Genomic DNA, 16,606 nt, shown 5'->3' with positions numbered 1-16,606 from the left:
CGGGCGTCGCTTACTTCGAATACGCGCGCGGCAGCGGACCGGCCTGCTGCAGGTAACGGTCGCGAAGTTCGGTCTGGCGCGAGCGCATCGGGATCGCCCGGCCGCCCAGCCACACCTGCTCCGCGGTATTCGCCACGTCGAGTGGATCGCCGCTCCACAGCACCAGGTCGGCGAGCTTGCCCGGCGCGATGCTGCCCACGCGGTCGCCGACGCCGAACGCCTCTGCCGGCACGCGGGTCAGGCCAGCCAGGCCGTCTTCCCACGGCAGGCCGTTCGCCACTGCGTTGCCGGCCAGCTGGCGGTTCTTGCGCGCGTTGTGCGATTCGCCGGCTTGCGAGAACCCCACCGGCACGCCCGCGCGGTCCAGTCGCGCGGCGTTCTCCAGCGAGGCACCGATCTGGTCGAAGTCCGCCGGCAGGTCCGCCAGCGCATCCACGAACACCGGCACCTTCGCCTGCGCAAGTTGCGGCGCCAGCGTCCATGCTTCCGCACCACCGGCGATGGCGATACGCACGTTCTCGCGCTGCGACCAGCGCAGCAGCTGGCGGATGTCGGCCGCGCGGTTCACCGCCACCACGATGCGCCCGCCGGTGTCAGCAGCGCATGCGGTGAATCCACCGGCACGCGGCCTCGCGCCTCGGCCACCATCTGGTCCAGCAACATCCATTGCGCCGCACGCGACTTGCCGCTCAGGTCGGCCGCGCCACCACCTCCGAGCCGCACGAACAGCGCACGCGGGCCAACCGGATCAGGGCTGCCGTCCAGCCGCACCACGCCGCCCTGGCCAGCGATGAAGGAACCGCCGGTCGAGGCGGCCAGCAGGGTGAAGCCGACGCCTTCCACGCGCGTCACCGGAATCAGCACCGACGCCGGGTTGTACGCCAGCGTCACGTCGAACTCCGGCCGCATCGGCTGGTCCTGCAGCGTCACCGCCGAATCCGCGGTCGACGACTCGCCCGACACCTCTTCGATACCGATCTCGGTGATGCCGCCGAACAGCGCCGGCGTCAGCGGACGGCCGTTGGCCTCCACCACCGTCGCGCCCGGCGCGGCCAGCCCGCTACCCACGACCTGCACCACGCCGTTGCGCACCAGCACGTCGGCGTTCTGCAGCGTGCCCTGCGCACTGGCGGTGTGCACGGTGGCGTTGCGGATCAGGACGTCCTGCGCCGCCGCGGGCGAACACGCGACGGCCAGCGCCACGCACAGGGCGCGAAGCGACAGGCGGCTCATGGCGTCACCTCCTGGCCCAGCATGAAGTCCGATACCGGTTGCCTGCTGCGGTCGTTGCGGTCGTAGATGCGCGCGCCGTCGATATAGACCTGCTCGGCCTTGGCGTACACGCTGAAGGGGTTCTGGTTCCACAGCACCACGTCGGCCATCTTGCCGGCCTCCAGCGTGCCGGTGCGCTCGGCGATGCCCAGCGACTTCGCCGCGTTGCTGGTCACCCAGCGGATCGCGCGTTCCGGCGCGATCTCGCCCATGCCGGCGCGACGTGCGTTCGCCATCACCTTGGCGGCCTCCTGGTTCAGGCGCTGGATGCCCTCGTCCGAATCCGAGTGCACGATCGCGCAGCTGTTGGCGGGACGGTCGACCAGCGCGATGTTCTCCTGGATGCCGTCGAAGGCTTCCATCTTGAAGCCCCACCAGTCGGCCCACAGCGCGCCGCAGACGTTCTCCTGCGCCAGCCGGTCGGCCAGCTTGTACGCCTCCACGCCGTGGTGGAACGCGGCGATCTTGAAGCCGAACTCCTTCGCCAGGTCCAGCATCGTGGTCATCTCGTCGGCGCGGTAGCAGTGGATGTGCACCAGGATCTCGCCGTTGATCGCGCCGGCCAGCGTGTCCAGTTTCAGGTCGCGCTTGCCGCCGCTGTCGCCGCCGCTGTCGGCCTTGTCGTCGCCGCTGGCGCGTTCCCACCAGCGCTTCTTCTTCGGCTGCTGCGGCTTGGGCGCGTTCTTCTTCAGGTACTCGCTGGCATCGATGAAGGCCGCACGGTAGCCCGCCACGTTGCCCATGCGCGTGGCCGGGCCGGCCTTGCCGCCGTAGACGCGCTTGGGGTTCTCGCCGCAGGCCATCTTCAGGCCCCACGGCGCACCGGGAAACTTCATCCCCTGGTAGCTGGTGGACGGCACGTTCTTCAGCGTCACCCCGCGGCCGCCGACCAGGTTGGCCGAGCCCGGCAGGATCTGCAGCGAGGTGATGCCGCCCGCCAGCGCGGTGTGGAAGCCCGGGTCCTGCGCCCAGATCGAATGCTCGGCCCAGACGTTCGCGGTCACCGGTGCGGTCGCCTCGTTGCCGTCGCTGTGCGCCTTGACGCCCGGGCTGGGGTACACGCCCAGGTGCGAGTGCACGTCGATCAGTCCCGGCGTCACCCACTTGCCCGTCGCGTCCACGCGCGTCGCGCCGTCGGGTGCGGACAGGCCGCGGCCCACCGCCACCACCTTGCCGTCGGCCAGCAGTACGTCGGTGCCGTCCAGGCGTTCGCCGGTGCCGGTCAGCACGGTGGCGTTGGCCAGTAGCACGGGGCCGGACGCGAGCGCCCTGTAGGTGCTCGGGTACGGGTCCTGGGTGAAGCGGGAGGTGGGCGTGGCAGCAAGCGCGCTGCCGCCCAGCGAGGCCAGGATCAGCCCGGCCAGCAAGGTCGTTCGCATCGTGTATCCCCTGGAAGAGACCGAAACCTAACCGGCCACGGCGCGCCTTGCCAAGTGCGTGCGTCGCAGTCGTGCCAGAATCGCCGGTACAACAACAAGAAAAAGAGGCTAGGCATGAAGGACAAGAACGAGATCGTCGACAACTGGCTGCCGCGCTACACCGGCGTGCCACTGGACCAGTTCGGCGAGCATGTGCTGCTGACCAATTTCGGCGGCTACCTCAACGTATTTTCGCAGCTCACCGGTGCGCCCATCGTCGGCCTGGACCGGCCGATGGCCAGCGCCACCGCCGACGGCATCACCATGATCAACTTCGGCATGGGCAGCCCCAACGCGGCGACGATGATGGACCTGCTGTCGGCGATCATGCCGAAGGCGGTGCTGTTCCTCGGCAAGTGCGGCGGTCTGAAGCGCAAGAACGAGCTGGGCGACCTGGTGCTGCCGATCGCGGCGATCCGCGGCGAGGGCACCAGCAACGACTACCTGCTGCCGGAAGTGCCGGCGCTGCCGGCGTTCGCATTGCAGCGTGCGGTGTCGACGATGATCCGCGACCTGGGCCACGACTATTGGACCGGCACGGTGTACACCACCAACCGCCGGGTGTGGGAACACGACGTCGCGTTCAAGGAGCGCCTGCGCGCGATGCGCTGCATGGCCATCGACATGGAAACCGCCACCGTCTTCGCCGCCGGCTTCGCCAACCGCATTCCCTGCGGCGCGCTGCTGCTTGTCAGCGACCAGCCGATGATTCCGGAAGGCGTGAAGACCGAAGCCAGCGACGCCAAGGTCAGCTCCTCGTTCGTCGAGAACCACATCACCGTCGGCATCGAAGCGCTGAAGCTGATCCGCCGCAACGGCAAGTCGGTGCGGCATCTGCGGTTCGACGAATGATCTAAGCAACCACAATGGAAGCCAGAGGAAGGCAAAATGACAAAGTCCAGCAACGAGCGGTATGAGCTAGATTCGGATGGAACCAGAATTGAGAACGTTGGTGCATGGTCTCAAGAGAAGCATGATCGCCTTCGAAAGTACGTCGATATAACGAGAAGGACGAGAGCGAAGTTCGTCAACGCAGGATCGACGTACATTGATTTGTACTGTGGCCCTGGAAAAGTTCAGATCAAGGGTGAGGCAGAGATCAAGGATGGTGGAGCTGTTCTAGCCGTTCGGGAGGCTGTCAAAGATGTCCCATTCACCGAGGTTCATGTGGGTGATGTTGATGGCAAGAACATTGATGATTGTCTAAAGGGGATTGCTCGGATTGGAGGGACGTCAAAGGCGTTTGGTTATCCTGGCAAAGCTGAAGATACAGCGATCAAGATAGTCTCAAGGTTGCATCGCTACGGCCTCCATCTCGCGTTTCTAGATCCATACAATCTTAATGCGCTCCCATTTAGCATCATTCGAACACTAGCAGCGCTCGAGCGGATGGACATGATCATTCATGTCAGCGAGATGGATCTGAACAGGAACATCCGTCTATATAAGGAAACTGGCGTTCTGGAGGCTTTTGCTCCGGGCGCGGTTGAGAAAATCGACTGGCGTCAAAAAGATGAGATTGTCCGCCAAGGAGTCTTTGCTCATTGGCGTTCGTTGCTGGAGTCGCTCGACTACAAGGTCGGCGGTGCTGAGCGAGTGACGGGAGATAAAAATCAGCCGTTCTATTGGCTTGTAAGTGTTTCTCGCAATGATCTTGGCAAGAAGTTCTGGGATGAGATTCGCCAAGTTGAGCCGCAGCGCGGATTCAATTTCTGAGGGCTGCAGAAGTGACCACAAAATCCAGAATCGAATGGACCGAAAGCACGTGGAACCCGGTGGTCGGCTGCACCAAGCTCAGTGCCGGGTGCAAGCATTGCTACGCGGAGACCATGGCGCGACGTCTGCAGGCCATGGGCGTAGCCGGCTACGAGCAGGGCTTCAAGAAAGTTCGGACACTGCCATTCCGCCTTGATGAGCCGCTGAAGAAGAAGCAGCCGACGGTCTATTTCGTCAACTCGATGAGCGACCTCTTCCACACGGCGGTGCCGGAGAGCTTCATCGATCGCGTGTTCGACGTCATGGCGCGATGCCCGCAGCACACGTTCCAGGTGCTCACGAAGCGGGCGGAGCGCATTGCGGATTACAGCCAGGAGCGCGCGATCCCAGCGAACGTCTGGATCGGCGTCTCCGTCGAGAACAAGCGTCATGGCGTGCCGCGCATCGCGCACCTTCAATCAGCAAAGGCGAGCGTCAAGTTCCTCAGCGTCGAGCCACTGCTGGAAGATGTTGGCAAGCTCGATCTTGCCGGCATCGACTGGGTGATCGTGGGTGGTGAGTCGGGTCACGGCGCCCGGCCGATGAATGAGGCCTGGGCGCTCAACGTGAAGCGTCAATGCGACGAGCAGGGCGTGCGTTTCTTCTTCAAGCAGTGGGGTGCGTTCGGCGCAGACGGCGTCAAGCGCGACAAGAAATCCAACGGGCGCGAGTTGCTCGGTCGGACTTGGGACGCCATGCCGGAGTACGCGCACGCCTGAGGGAGCCCCACCACATCATCACTTGCTGGTGTGTACAACTCACGCTGACGCGATCGTTTCCCGTAAACGTCGACGGTACAGGACAGTTCCAATGAATCTTGAAACGATCGAGATGAAGGCCTTCGTACCCGCGCGCGATCTGGCCGAGTCCATCGCGTTCTACCAGGCGCTCGGCTTCGAGGTGACGATGGAGTCGGACGACCTGGCTTATGTCTGTCATGGCAAGACCGCCTTCCTGCTGTCGCAGTTCTACCTGCGCGAGCACGCGGAGAATTTCGTGATGCACCTGCTGGTCGAGAACGCGGACGACTGGCACCGCAACGTCGAAGCGTCCGGCGTCGTCGAGCGGTTCTCCGTCCGCCTCAGCACAGCGGATGACCGGCCCTGGGGCCTCCGCGACTTCACCCTGATCGACCCGACCGGCGTGCTGTGGCGCATCGGGCATGTCATTCCGGGTTGAGGCCCGATCCCTTTTCGTAACAGGAGACTACGCATGAACGAATCCAACGGCGTCATCACGCCCGACGTCGCGTGGGCCGACAGGCGTGGAGCGTAGTCGCATGAGTAGGCCTCTTGATCGACTGGTCGGCATGACGCTGCTTGCGGTTTCTCCGGGCGCCGACGTCTTGAGCCTGAATTTGACTGGCTGCGCGATCGCGGTCTACTCGAGCCATGCAGCCTCTCGACCGCTCAGCAGCCTGATTGCCTTGTCCGTAGAATCCGTCGACTGCTCCGATGGCGTGAGGTTGGACATCCGCTTCAGCAGCGGCGATCTCTTCTCTGTTTCGCTGCTTCCCGAGCACTATGTCGGACCAGAGGCCTTCAGCGCTGAATTTTCCGATGGCACGTACGTCGTTGTGTAGCATCGGTCATCGCACTGCACCCGAGTCGGATACATTTCATCTACCGACGTCATCAAAGCTGGAGAAATGCCCATGAACGAATCCAACGACGTCATCACCTTCTGGAAGAACGCGGGCTACGAGAAGTGGTTCGCCAACGACGATGCGTTCGATGCCGACTTCGACCAGCGCTTCCGTGGGCTGCACTTCCGTGCGGCGCGGCGCGAACTGGAAGGCTGGATGGGCGATGCCGAGGGCGCGCTGGCGCTGGTGCTGCTGCTGGACCAGTTCCCGCGCAACTGCTTCCGCCAGAGCGCGCATTCCTACGCCACCGACGGCCTGGCGCGGCACTACGCCGAGCGCGCCATCGAGGCCGGCTTCGATGCGCAGGTCGATCCGGCGCTGAAGATCTTCTTCTACATGCCGTACGAGCACTCCGAGGCGCTGGCCGACCAGCAGCGCTCGCTCGACCTGTTCCGCGCCACCGGCAACGACGAGTACCTCAAGTACGCGCAGCTGCATTACGACCTGATCGCCCGCTTCGGCCGCTTCCCGCATCGCAACGACGCAATGGGTCGTCTCTCCACGCAGGAAGAGCGCGACTACCTGGCGAGCGGCGGCTTCAAGGGCTGACCCCCTCACCCCAACCCTCTCCCCCGCAGGCGGGGGAGAGGGGGCGGATCTCTGATTCGTTCGGAGGTATCCACTCCCTGTAGGCACCGGCCCCCTCTCCCCCACGCGTGGGGGAGAGGATGCCCGCGCGTGAGCGGGGGCAGGTGAGGGGGAAACGGCGTCCTTCGATGCGCAGTGCCCGGAAATATGCCGCGTTCGCCACACAGCAACCGCCACGCGTCGCGTCCGGAACGCCAAGTGTCATGTCGCGGACGCCATGCGCCGGGTCCAGAACCCGGAACGCGGCCGCCCGAACCCGGAAAACGAGGTTCGGCAGCCCGCACGCCGCGTTCGGAACGCGGAGCGTCGCGTCCGGAACACCAGATGCCACGCCGCTAGCGCCATGTGCCGCCTTCGGAACGCCGCATGCGGCACATCGAACCCGGTGCACCGGGTTCGGCAACCCCGAGAGCCGCGTTCGGAACGCGACGTGTCGCGTATCGAGCGCGGTACGTCGAGTCCAGAGCGCGGAACATCGCGTTCGGAGCCCGGAACGCCGCCCCGTGAACCCGTCACACCGAGTGACGGACGCGGAATCTCGCATTCCGACCCTGACACGTCGGGCCCACAACGCGGAGGCCTGCGCGCCGTCCTCGACGCCAGACGCCCTCGACACCGGCATGGCGGGTCCGTCGTCGTAGGGTGGGCCTCGGCCCACCATCGCCATGCCTCACGACCGCGATGCGTCGCGGAGTCGATCCCTTTCGATGCGATCCGATACCCCGCCACGGCGGGCCAGGGCCCGACCTACGTCGCGGGCAAAAAAGAAAGCGGGCCGAAGCCCGCTTTCTTTGGATCGCCGGTGGTGCGGCAGATCAGTACTTGCTGACCGTGCCGTCCACGTCGTCGGCCCAGGCGTCGATGCCGCCGGTGATGTTGTGCACGTTGGAGAAGCCGAGCGCGCGGAACTCTTCCGCGGCCTGCTGGCTGCGGCCGCCGCGGTGGCAGAGGAACGCGAGCGCGGTGTCCTTCGGCAGCGCTTCCAGTTCGGCACGGCCGTTGCCGTCGAAGGTCTTGAAGGGCAGCTTCACCGAGGCGATGGCGCGCTCGTCGGCCGGGCGCACGTCGATGATCAGCATCTCGCCGGCGCGCGCCTTCGCGTCCGCGTCGATCGGCGACAGCGCCTGCACCGTCTTCGGCGCGTTGGGGTTGTCGATGGCCAGGCCCTTGCCGCGGATATCGTCCACCCAGTCGATGGTGATGCCGTCCGCGCGGCGCGCGCTGGCCAGGTCGAACTGCACGCGCACGCCGCTGGATTCGGCGGCAATCGCGTTGGCGTCGAACTGCGCCAGCTGGAAGTTGGGCTGGAACTGCGCGTTGATCGACAGCGCCAGCGACGCGCCCGGGCCGGCGTCGGCCACGGCGTTCTGCAGCATCTCGGCCGCGGCCGCGGTGATGGTGATCGCCGGCGGCGAGCGGTCGGGGGCCTGCAGGCCCAGCACGGTGGCCAGTTCGCCGGAGTTGGTCATCTGCTCGATGATGTCGCTGCCGCCGACCAGTTCGCCGTCGATGTACAGCTGCGGGATGGTCGGCCAGTCGCCGTAGGCCTTGATGCCTTCGCGGATCTCCTGGTCGGCCAGCACGTTGACGTGCGCGTAGTCCACGCCCAGCGCCGACAGTGCGCCCACCGCCTTCGCCGAGAAGCCGCACTGCGGCATGGTCGGCTGGCCCTTCATGAAGAGCACCACGCGGTTGGACTGCAGGAGGGATTCGATGCGCGAGCGCAGGGCGGGATCAAGGGACATGGACGAGCACCGGTAAGCGTGAAGGACAGGCAGAGGGGGATTTTACGCCCCATGGCATCATGGGGCATGAGCACGACAGGAACACTGCATCGTCCGCCGCGCCGTCCCGGACTGATATTGGGCCTGCTAGCGCTGTCGCAAGTAGGCGTGGCGTGGCTGTGGTGGCGTTACGGCTGGGCGGTCGGACTGTCGGCGATGATGGCCACCCACCTGCTGGTGGTCTGGGCCACGCTGTATCCGCGGGCCACCCTGTTCTGCCCCGCATTGTCGCGACTGCCCACCGACGAGCGCGTGGTGTGGCTGACCATCGACGACGGCCCGTCGGCCGACACCGGCGCGATGCTGGACCTGCTGGACCGGCATGGCGCGAAGGCGACGTTCTTCCTGGTCGGCGAACGCGCCATGGCGCAGCCGGACGTGGTGCAGGCCATCCGCGACCGTGGACACGGCATCGGCAACCACAGTGCGAGCCACCCGGACACGCGGTTCTGGCGCTTGGGTCCGGGCGCGCTGGAAGACGAGATCGGCCGCAACCAGTCCATCCTGACCGCCATCACCGGCGATACGCCGCGCTGGTACCGCAGCGTGGTCGGCATGACCAATCCGTTCGTGGGCCTGTCGCTGAAGCGGCACGCGCTGGCCCGCGTGGCATGGAGCGCGCGCGGCTTCGACGGCGTCGACTGCCAGCCGGGCCAGGTGCTGGCGCGCATCACCCGCGACATCGATCCCGGTGCCATCGTGCTGCTGCATGAAGGCGCGGCGCATGGGCACAACGTGGCGATCCTGGCGCAGCTGCTGGCATGGCTGGATGCGCAGGGCTATCGCACGGTGGTGCCGGAATCGGACCCCGTCGGGGATGCGGCGATAGTGACGGCGTGAGGTCCTTCTCCCGGCGGGAGAGGGGCTCAGGCGAGCAGATGATGCGCGACCGGAAACGCCAGCCGCGTCCATTCGGTGTACATCGCGGCTGACGGATGCAGTCCATCGTCGGCGAGCATCGCCGGTTCCGCGCCGCGCGCGCGGGTGACCGCGGTGATGTCGACGAAGGCGACGCCGCGTTGCGCGCAGACCTCGCGCGCGGCGAGGTTGTAGGCATCCAGTTCGCGCGCGATCTGCGCGACATCGCGATCCGATTGCGCAGCGAACGGGGTGACGCCCCAGTCGGGGATCGACAGCACCAGCACGCGGTCCGGGCGGTTGCGGGCGAAGCCGGTCGCGCGCCACAGCAGCGTGGCGAACTGCGTGCGGTATTCCGCCACGTCGCGGCCGCGGTACTGGTTATTGACGCCGATCAGCAGGCTGACGAAATCGTGTTCGCCCAGCGGCTCGGCGGCGGTGATGGCGGCGTCGAGTTCGTCGGTGGTCCAGCCGGTGGTGGCGATGATGCGCGGATCACCGAGCAGGACACCCTCGCGCCGTAGCAGCAGCGCCAGCTGCATCGGCCAGCGACCCGCTTCATCCACCGATTCGCCGATGGTGTAGGAATCGCCGAGCGCGAGGTAACGCAGCTCGGTGGTGAGGGCGGTGGTGTGCAGAGTGGAGGTCGTCGTCATGGGCGCATGATGCGCCGAAAGCCGTTGGCCGCGAACACCGCCAAAGCCCCCTCACCCCATCCCTCTCCCCCGCAAGCGGTGGAGAGGGGGCGGAAGCCTATGCCGCCGCCGGCCGCGGCTTGCCCTTGATCGGCACGACCTTGGTGGCGGCCTCGGCGCGGCGCGACAGGGCGCGGTCGATGCGGGCGAAGACTTCGCGCATCGTGTCCGCTTCCGGCAGCAGGGTGACGCGGAAGTGGTGGCGGTAGGGCACGTTGAAGCTGGAGCCCGGCACGACCAGCACGCCTTCGGTTTCCATCAGTTCCAGCGCGAACGCGTGGTCGTCGAAGGTCTTCGCCGCATCCCCAACCACCGCCGGGAACGCGTACAGCGCGCCGGCCGGGTTCACCAGGTCCAGGTGCGCACTCGCCTCGCAGGCCTCGATCACCGCGCGGCGGGTCTCGTACAGGCGGCCGCCCGGTGCGCACAGCGCGCTGATCGTGTCGGGGCCGTTGACCGCCGCATCGATCGCGTACTGGCCCGGTACGTTGGCGCACAGGCGCAGCGCGCTGAGCAGGTCCATCGCGTGCAGGAAGTCGCGCACCACGTCGCCGTGGCCGGACACCACGCCCCAGCCCACGCGCCAGCCGCAGGCGCGGTGCACCTTGCTCAGGCCGCTGAAGGTGATGCACGGCACGTCGCCGGCCAGCGGCGCGACGGGCACGAAGGGCGCGCCGTCGTACAGCACCTGGTCGTAGATCTCGTCGACCATCAGCAGCAGGCGGTGCTTCGCCGCGATGGCGACGATGCGCTCCAGCAGCTCGCGCGGATAGGTCGCGCCGGTCGGGTTGTTCGGGTTGATCAGCACGATGGCGCGGGTGCGCGAGCTGACCAGTTGCTCGATCTCGTTCGGATCGGGCAGGAAATCGTTCTCCGGATCGCAGCGGTAATACACCGGGCGTCCGTCGTTGAGGATGGTGGCGGCCGACCACAGCGGGTAGTCGGGCGACGGCACCAGCACTTCGTCGCCGGGGTTGAGCAGCGCCCGCAGCGAGAGGTCGATCAGTTCCGACACGCCGTTGCCGACGAACACGCGGTCCGGATGCGCGTCCGGCGTGCCGCGCTTGGCGTATGCCGCGGCGATCGCGTCGCGCGCCGAGGGCAGGCCCTGCTGGTGCGTGTACGGATCGGTGCGGCCCATGTCGTCGGCGATCGCGCGCTGCAGGTGCTCCGGTGCACGGAAACCGAACGCGCCCGGATTGCCGATGTTGAGCTTGATCAGCTTCTGCCCCTGCGCTTCCAGCTCCCTGGCTCGCCGTGCCAGTTCGCCCCGGATCTCGTAGCGGACTTCGGACAGGCGTTCGCGCGTGGCGAGCGGTTTGACGGGCGGGGTGGACATGGCGGCGACCGCAGGAGGGCTGGAAGTGAGAGGAGGGCCAGCTTAACGGATATTTAGCCTGCCCGGCCCCGCGCCCTTCACGCCCCGTCTAGAATGCGCGCCATGCCTGAAACCCCTGCTTCCCGCGTGTCCGATGCCACCCTTCTGCGCGCCATCGGCTGGCCGTATACGGGCGAGCCGACGGACCCCGTGTGGCGCGAGGCGATGGCCGCGCACCCGACCGCCACCCCGGCGCGGGTCAGCGAGCAGCACCGCTCCGGTTATGTGGTGGCCGATGCGCCCGGCGTGGGGGTGAAGGCCGAGTCGCTGCCGGAGTGGCAGCGCCCGCGCTTCCCCGCGCACGAGCGTCCCGCCGTCGGCGACTGGGTGCTGCTGGAAGACGCGGCGTCGAAGCGCCCGCGCATCGTCGCGCTGCTGCCGCGCCACACCGGCATCAAGCGCGGTGCGGCCGGCGAGCATTACCACCAGCAGGTGATCGCGGCGAACATCGATACGGTGTTCATCGTCTGTGGGCTGGATGCCGACTTCAATCCGCGCCGCATCGAGCGCTACCTGCTGCTGGTCGGCGGTGGTGGCGCGCAGCCGGTGGTGGTGCTGACCAAGGCCGACCGCACCGAGTACGCCGACGACGCGGTCGAGGTGCTGGCCGATCTCACCGCGCAGGGCGTGCCGGTGTTCACCGTCAACGCAAAGGACGCGGCCAGCGTGGCGCAACTCGCGCCATGGCTGGAGCCCGGTCATACCGTCGTGCTGGTGGGATCGTCGGGCGCGGGCAAGTCGACGCTGACCAACACCCTGCTCGGCGACGAGCGCATGAAGACCGGTGAGGTGCGCGAAAGCGATTCGCGCGGCCGCCACACCACGACGTTCCGCGCGCTGATCCCGCTGCCGGCGGGCGCCTGCCTGATCGACACGCCGGGCATGCGCGAGCTGAAGCCGACCGGCGAGGAAGACCTGGCCGACGGCGGTTTCGCCGACATCGAAGCGCTGGCCGAGCAGTGCAAGTTCCGCGACTGCTCGCACGACCGCGAGCCGGGCTGCGCGGTGCGCGCGGCGATCGAGCGCGAGGACCTGGACGAGGGCCGCTTCCTCAACTACCTCAAGCTGCGCGACGAAGTCGCCGCGGCGGCCGACAAGCTCGCCAGCCGCCTCGCCGAAAAATCCAGCGCCAAGGTGCAGAACAAGGCATTGAACAAGCGGCTGACGGACAAGTACGGGAAGCGCTGAGGCGCGCCATCCGGCGCGCCTCAGGCGGACTCACAGTCCGGCGTCGTCGAACGCCTTTTTCTGTTGCTGCAGGTAGTCCTCGAACGCGCGGTCGTAGGCCTGTTTCCAGTTGTCCTCGCGGCCGGTCGGCGCCGTCTTCCTGCCATAGCCGGCGGCGCTGGCACTGCGGACCGCGCCTCCCTCGAAGGTGATCGAGGTCTTGATCTTCGATTCCATCGAGACGACCCAGAAGCCCGGCGTGAGCCAAGCCCAGAATTCCTGGATGCCGACCTTTACCCGCAAGGCGTCCGCAGGCGCGGCTGCATCGGCAGCGAGCACGCGATAGCCCCGCTGTCGCAAGCCATCCGACACCAGGTCGCGGACGATGGTGGAAACGCTCTGTGGCGGCGTCAGCTGGATGTCGCCGATGGCCTTGCCGTAACCATTGCGCTTGCGTGCGATGGCTTGCAGGCGTCCTTCCGCATCAAGCGCATACGACGCGCCCTTTTTCAGCGACGGAATGCTCGGGTCACGCGGGTTCTCTTCGAACGTGCGCTGGTCGACGATGGTTTCGATGACCGCGACCTTGCCCTCCGTGGCGACCTGGCTGCCGGACGACGGTACCGCGAGCTGCACATAGCTGCGGCTGGTGGCGCAAGCGCCCAGCAGCAGAAGCGCGGGCAGCAGGAACAGGGCGCGCAGGCGCCCGGATGACATCGACATGGAATCCCCTTCCAGTAAGCCCGCACCCCGCGGGCGAGCCACGATAGCGATGCCCGTCGGCGGCTCGCAAGGGGAATTCCGGCCTCACTCCCAGAGATTGATGAAGCCGGTGATGATCAGCGCATTGGTGAAGTCGATGAAGAACGCGCCGACCAGCGGGGCGACGAGGAACGCGCGCGGGGCCATGCCGTAGCGTTCGACCAGGGTGCGCATCACCGCCATCGCGTTCGCGGTGGTGCCGAGCATGAAGCCGATGAAGCCGCCGCCCATCACCGCGGCATCGTAGTCGCGGCCCATCACGCGGAACACCACCACGCAGAACAACGCGACCAGCGCCACCTGCAGCCCCAGGTTGACCAGCAACGGCGCGGCCAGGCCGGCCAGTTCCCACAGTTTGAGGTTCATCAGCGCCACGGCGAGGAACAGCGCCAGGCAGACGTTGCCGATCAGGTCGGTGGTCGCCACCGGCAGGCCGATCCAGCCGGTGCGGTCGTCGAGGTAGCGGATCAGGGCACCGACCATCATCGCGCCGACGTAGGCGGGCAAGGTCATGCCGGTCGCGGTGAGTCCCGCGCTGACGCCGGCGCCCAGCCACATCGCCACCAGGATCACCACGATGCTCTTCAGGGCGCCGGACTCGCGCGTGGCGAAATCGGGCGTGTCGCGCGCGCCGGCGGGCTCGGCCGCGGATTCGTCCGGCGCACCCAGGCGCACGCCGCCGTACAGCTTGTAGCGACGGATCAGCACGGTGGCCACCGGCCCACCGATCAGGCCGCCGCAGAGGATGCCGGCCATCGCCGATGCCACCGCGATCGATTCCGCGCCGGTCACCCCCGCCTGTTCGAACAGCGGCGCGAACGCCAGCCCGGTCGCCGGGCCGCCCGTCAGCGTGGTGGAGCCGGCCAGTACGCCGAACAGCGGATGCAGGCCGAAGCCCACCGCCACCGCCATGCCGAGCAGGTTCTGCACCACCGCGAACGCGGTGGCGAGCAGCAGGAAGATGATCACCTGACGCCCGCTGAGCTTCAGCAGCGCCACGCTGGCGTTGACGCCGATGGTGGTGAAGAAGGCGATCATCAGCGGTGCCTGCAGGCTGGTGTCCAGCGTGAACAGGGTCACGTCGCGGCTGCGCGCGACCAGCACGGCCAGGGCCACCGCCAGGCCGCCGATCACCGGTGCGGGCAGGTTGTACGTCGAGAACAGCGGGACTACCCGGCAAAGCGCATAGCCGAGGAAGAGCGCCAAGCCGGCGAAGGCCAGGGTCTGCACTGCGTCGAGCTCCAGCATGCTGCCCCCGCAACCGTTGGATGAGTGTCGAGCATAGTCGAGCAGAGCCTGCCGTGCCGGCGATCGCGCACGCTGGGCTACAGTGGCGCCCGGGAGGACCCACATGCAGCCTGACATCGCCCATCACGCCGCGCTCGATGCGCGCCTGGTCAAGGCCGTGCGCGGCATCAAGCTGCTGAGCCTGGCCAGCTGGCCGGCCGACGTGCAGGCGCCGTTCCTCGACGGCGTCGCGCGCGGGCAACCGGTGTTGCCGGTCATCGACTATCCACGGCTCGAGTTCGGCGAGGCGCGGCGCGAGCTCGCCGCCATCGCGGCCGCCGCCGACGAGGCGCATCCGCTGGGCCGCTACCTGCGCGAGTCGGTGCACAGCTGGGACATCGCCGCGCAGTTGCTGGAATCGCTGGGTACGCCGGCGGTGACGACGCATTCGATCACCCTGTTCGGCACGCCGGAAGAGTGCCTGCCGGGCGATGGCCCGACCACGCGCGATGCCGCCGGCCACTTCATTGCCATCGCCAACGACCTCGATCACGAGCTGCTGTCGCCGGAAGAGCAGATCCCGGTGTCGGCGACCGCGCTGCAACTGCAGCTGCAGGCGGACCTGGACGATTTCTTCGACGGCCGCGTCATCACGGTGGAACTGGATCGCCAGTTGATCGCCAAGGCCGCCGCCGGCGCCACGCGCATCCGCCTGCGCCACGGCGCCGCCTTCAGCGACTACGACCGCCGCCAGTTGCTGCAGCACGAGGCGCTGGTGCATTCGCTGACGGCATTGAACGGGCGCGAGCAGGCGGTGCTGCCGAGCCTGGCGCTGGCGTCGCCGCGCGTCACCGCCACGCAGGAGGGGTTGGCGACGTTCGCCGAGCAGATCACCGGCAGCATCGACATCGAGCGGATGAAGCGCATCAGCCTGCGCATCGAGGCGGTGGCGATGGCGCTGGCCGGCGCCGACTTCATCGAGGTGTTCCGCTACTTCACCGATGCGGGACAGAACCCGGCGGAGAGCTTCTCCTCGGCGCAGCGCGTGTTCCGTGGTGTGCCGACGTCGGGGGGCGCGGCATTCACCAAGGACACCGTCTACCTGCGCGGGCTGATCGGCGTGCACACGTTCTTCCGCCGCTCGCTGCAGCAGGACCGCCTGCGCCTGTGCCGCCGCCTGTTCGCCGGCAAGATGACGCTGGAAGACGTGACCCTGTTCGAGCCGATGTTCGACGCGGGCGTGCTGGCGCCGCCGCGCTGGCTGCCGAGCTGGGTCAGCCGCGCCAACGGCCTCGCCGGCATGCTGGCGTTCTCGCTGTTCGCCAACCGGATCCGCCTGGACAAGCTGGATCCGGCCGCCTAGCGAGAAAGTGGTACGTGCCGCGTGCGTGCGCGATGGCACACTGGTGCCATGAGTTCGCCCGCCATCCTCGTCGCCGACGACCATCCGCTGTTCCGCACCGCGGTGACCCATGCGCTGCGCGGGGCGCTGCCCGGCGCCACCGTGGCCGAGGTCGCCAGCGCGGCCAGCCTGGGCCAGGCGCTGGATGCGCGGCCGGACACCGACCTGGTGCTGCTGGACCTGACCATGCCGGGGGCGCACGGCTTCTCGGCGCTGCTGCATGTGCGCGGCGAGCATCCGGAGGTGCCGGTGGTGGTGATCTCGTCGAACGAGCATCCGCGGGTGATCCGCCGCGCGCAGCAGTTCGGCGCGGCCGGGTTCATTCCCAAGTCGTCGCCGGCCGAGACCATCGGCGAGGCGGTGACCGCGGTGCTGGACGGCGGTGCGTGGTTCCCGCCGCTGACGGTCGAACGCTCGGAACAGGACGCCGCGCTGGCGTCGCGCCTGGCGCAGCTGACGCCGCAGCAGTTCCGCGTGCTGCTGTGCCTGGCCGACGGCCTGCTCAACAAGCAGATCGCGCACGAACTCGGCCTGGCCGAGAACACGGTGAAGGTGCACGTCACCGCGATCCTGAAGAAGCTGGAATGCCACAGCCGCACGCAGGCGGCGGTGCTGGTGAAGTCGCTGGAACCGGAAGGCTCGCCGGTCGAGTGAC

At 67.5% G+C, this 16,606-nt stretch carries 16 protein-coding genes and 1 pseudogene; 10 read left to right on the top strand and 7 right to left on the bottom strand.

The features are described 5' to 3' along the window. Positions 1 to 10: 10 nt before the first annotated feature. Together AX730_RS07665 and AX730_RS07660 are read right to left on the bottom strand one after the other, a co-directional pair. Positions 11 to 1,233, bottom strand: a pseudogene (locus AX730_RS07665) (amidohydrolase family protein). Beyond that, positions 1,230 to 2,651 (bottom strand): amidohydrolase, encoded by a 1,422-nt coding sequence (locus AX730_RS07660; protein ID WP_062354346.1) that lies wholly within the window; start codon positions 2,649 to 2,651, stop codon positions 1,230 to 1,232. The pseudogene AX730_RS07665 and the gene AX730_RS07660 overlap by 4 nt, the downstream one beginning before the upstream one ends. A gap of 114 nt (positions 2,652 to 2,765) precedes the next feature. Between AX730_RS07660 and AX730_RS07655 the strand changes: the two genes are divergently transcribed. From AX730_RS07655 to AX730_RS07630, 6 genes are all read left to right on the top strand, one after another. Next, positions 2,766 to 3,542 carry an AMP nucleosidase gene (locus tag AX730_RS07655; protein WP_062354343.1) on the top strand — a complete coding sequence of 259 codons (777 nt, stop codon included), beginning with the start codon at positions 2,766 to 2,768 and terminating at the stop codon, positions 3,540 to 3,542. Between the two features lie 36 nt (positions 3,543 to 3,578). Continuing rightward, positions 3,579 to 4,406 carry a three-Cys-motif partner protein TcmP gene (tcmP, locus tag AX730_RS18445; protein ID WP_083537798.1) on the top strand — a complete coding sequence of 276 codons (828 nt, stop codon included), beginning with the start codon at positions 3,579 to 3,581 and terminating at the stop codon, positions 4,404 to 4,406. A gap of 11 nt (positions 4,407 to 4,417) precedes the next feature. Then, positions 4,418 to 5,164: a phage Gp37/Gp68 family protein gene (locus AX730_RS07645; protein WP_062354337.1), complete on the top strand. Its 747-nt coding sequence runs from the start codon at positions 4,418 to 4,420 to the stop codon at positions 5,162 to 5,164. A gap of 91 nt (positions 5,165 to 5,255) precedes the next feature. After that, positions 5,256 to 5,624: a VOC family protein gene (locus AX730_RS07640; RefSeq protein WP_062354335.1), complete on the top strand. Its 369-nt coding sequence runs from the start codon at positions 5,256 to 5,258 to the stop codon at positions 5,622 to 5,624. Positions 5,625 to 5,754: 130 nt separating this feature from the next. Further along, positions 5,755 to 6,027, top strand: coding sequence for a hypothetical protein (locus tag AX730_RS07635; RefSeq protein ID WP_062354332.1), 273 nt, complete (start codon positions 5,755 to 5,757; stop codon positions 6,025 to 6,027). A gap of 66 nt (positions 6,028 to 6,093) precedes the next feature. Further along, positions 6,094 to 6,639: a DUF924 family protein gene (locus AX730_RS07630; RefSeq protein WP_407071480.1), complete on the top strand. Its 546-nt coding sequence runs from the start codon at positions 6,094 to 6,096 to the stop codon at positions 6,637 to 6,639. 854 nt (positions 6,640 to 7,493) lie between these two features. Here AX730_RS07630 and grxD read toward each other — a convergent pair. After that, entirely contained in the window at positions 7,494 to 8,423 is a 930-nt protein-coding gene (gene grxD / locus AX730_RS07625) for a Grx4 family monothiol glutaredoxin (RefSeq protein ID WP_062354326.1), read from the bottom strand. 51 nt (positions 8,424 to 8,474) lie between these two features. On the opposite strand from grxD, the gene AX730_RS07620 reads away from it, so the two are divergent. Further along, positions 8,475 to 9,302, top strand: a complete 828-nt coding sequence (locus AX730_RS07620; protein ID WP_198147075.1) for a polysaccharide deacetylase family protein — start codon at positions 8,475 to 8,477, stop codon at positions 9,300 to 9,302. A 26-nt stretch (positions 9,303 to 9,328) separates the two neighbouring features. Here the strand turns inward: AX730_RS07620 and AX730_RS07615 are convergent, their stop codons facing one another. After that, positions 9,329 to 9,976 carry an SGNH/GDSL hydrolase family protein gene (locus AX730_RS07615; protein WP_062354320.1) on the bottom strand — a complete coding sequence of 216 codons (648 nt, stop codon included), beginning with the start codon at positions 9,974 to 9,976 and terminating at the stop codon, positions 9,329 to 9,331. 97 nt (positions 9,977 to 10,073) lie between these two features. Continuing rightward, the gene (locus AX730_RS07610) at positions 10,074 to 11,354 is read right to left on the bottom strand and encodes a pyridoxal phosphate-dependent aminotransferase (RefSeq protein ID WP_062354317.1); all 1,281 of its coding nucleotides are present in this window, start codon (positions 11,352 to 11,354) and stop codon (positions 10,074 to 10,076) included. Between the two features lie 93 nt (positions 11,355 to 11,447). Here AX730_RS07610 and rsgA point away from each other — a divergent pair, with 93 nt between their 5' ends. Then, positions 11,448 to 12,581 (top strand): ribosome small subunit-dependent GTPase A, encoded by a 1,134-nt coding sequence (rsgA, locus tag AX730_RS07605; RefSeq protein ID WP_083537797.1) that lies wholly within the window; start codon positions 11,448 to 11,450, stop codon positions 12,579 to 12,581. Between the two features lie 30 nt (positions 12,582 to 12,611). Here rsgA and AX730_RS07600 read toward each other — a convergent pair whose 3' ends face one another. Both AX730_RS07600 and gltS read right to left on the bottom strand, forming a co-directional pair. Next, on the bottom strand, positions 12,612 to 13,283 hold the full coding sequence (locus AX730_RS07600; RefSeq protein WP_062354315.1) for a hypothetical protein: 672 nt from the start codon (positions 13,281 to 13,283) through the stop codon (positions 12,612 to 12,614). Between the two features lie 84 nt (positions 13,284 to 13,367). Next, entirely contained in the window at positions 13,368 to 14,570 is a 1,203-nt protein-coding gene (gene gltS, locus AX730_RS07595) for a sodium/glutamate symporter (protein ID WP_062354312.1), read from the bottom strand. A 103-nt stretch (positions 14,571 to 14,673) separates the two neighbouring features. On the opposite strand from gltS, the gene AX730_RS07590 reads away from it, so the two are divergent. Both AX730_RS07590 and AX730_RS07585 read left to right on the top strand, forming a co-directional pair. Beyond that, the gene (locus AX730_RS07590) at positions 14,674 to 15,912 is read left to right on the top strand and encodes a flavohemoglobin expression-modulating QEGLA motif protein (protein ID WP_062354309.1); all 1,239 of its coding nucleotides are present in this window, start codon (positions 14,674 to 14,676) and stop codon (positions 15,910 to 15,912) included. Between the two features lie 48 nt (positions 15,913 to 15,960). Then, positions 15,961 to 16,605: a response regulator gene (locus tag AX730_RS07585; protein WP_062354306.1), complete on the top strand. Its 645-nt coding sequence runs from the start codon at positions 15,961 to 15,963 to the stop codon at positions 16,603 to 16,605. Position 16,606 lies beyond the last annotated feature (1 nt).

Source organism: Pseudoxanthomonas mexicana, from assembly GCF_001556105.1.
GTDB classification, from domain to species: domain Bacteria; phylum Pseudomonadota; class Gammaproteobacteria; order Xanthomonadales; family Xanthomonadaceae; genus Pseudoxanthomonas_A; species Pseudoxanthomonas_A mexicana_A.
This window is presented reverse-complemented; position numbering and strand designations above follow the sequence as displayed.

Coding starts and splice junctions, on each gene's coding strand:
- AX730_RS07660 (WP_062354346.1), bottom strand. CDS start 2,651: ATGCGAACGACCTTGCTGGCCGGGCTGATCCTGGCCTCGCTGGGCGGC.
- gltS (WP_062354312.1), bottom strand. CDS start 14,570: ATGCTGGAGCTCGACGCAGTGCAGACCCTGGCCTTCGCCGGCTTGGCG.
- tcmP (WP_083537798.1), top strand. CDS start 3,579: ATGACAAAGTCCAGCAACGAGCGGTATGAGCTAGATTCGGATGGAACC.
- rsgA (WP_083537797.1), top strand. CDS start 11,448: ATGCGCGCCATGCCTGAAACCCCTGCTTCCCGCGTGTCCGATGCCACC.
- AX730_RS07620 (WP_198147075.1), top strand. CDS start 8,475: ATGGCATCATGGGGCATGAGCACGACAGGAACACTGCATCGTCCGCCG.
- AX730_RS07610 (WP_062354317.1), bottom strand. CDS start 11,354: ATGTCCACCCCGCCCGTCAAACCGCTCGCCACGCGCGAACGCCTGTCC.
- AX730_RS07655 (WP_062354343.1), top strand. CDS start 2,766: ATGAAGGACAAGAACGAGATCGTCGACAACTGGCTGCCGCGCTACACC.
- AX730_RS07590 (WP_062354309.1), top strand. CDS start 14,674: ATGCAGCCTGACATCGCCCATCACGCCGCGCTCGATGCGCGCCTGGTC.
- grxD (WP_062354326.1), bottom strand. CDS start 8,423: ATGTCCCTTGATCCCGCCCTGCGCTCGCGCATCGAATCCCTCCTGCAG.
- AX730_RS07635 (WP_062354332.1), top strand. CDS start 5,755: ATGACGCTGCTTGCGGTTTCTCCGGGCGCCGACGTCTTGAGCCTGAAT.
- AX730_RS07630 (WP_407071480.1), top strand. CDS start 6,094: ATGCCCATGAACGAATCCAACGACGTCATCACCTTCTGGAAGAACGCG.
- AX730_RS07615 (WP_062354320.1), bottom strand. CDS start 9,976: ATGACGACGACCTCCACTCTGCACACCACCGCCCTCACCACCGAGCTG.
- AX730_RS07585 (WP_062354306.1), top strand. CDS start 15,961: ATGAGTTCGCCCGCCATCCTCGTCGCCGACGACCATCCGCTGTTCCGC.
- AX730_RS07640 (WP_062354335.1), top strand. CDS start 5,256: ATGAATCTTGAAACGATCGAGATGAAGGCCTTCGTACCCGCGCGCGAT.
- AX730_RS07600 (WP_062354315.1), bottom strand. CDS start 13,283: ATGTCGATGTCATCCGGGCGCCTGCGCGCCCTGTTCCTGCTGCCCGCG.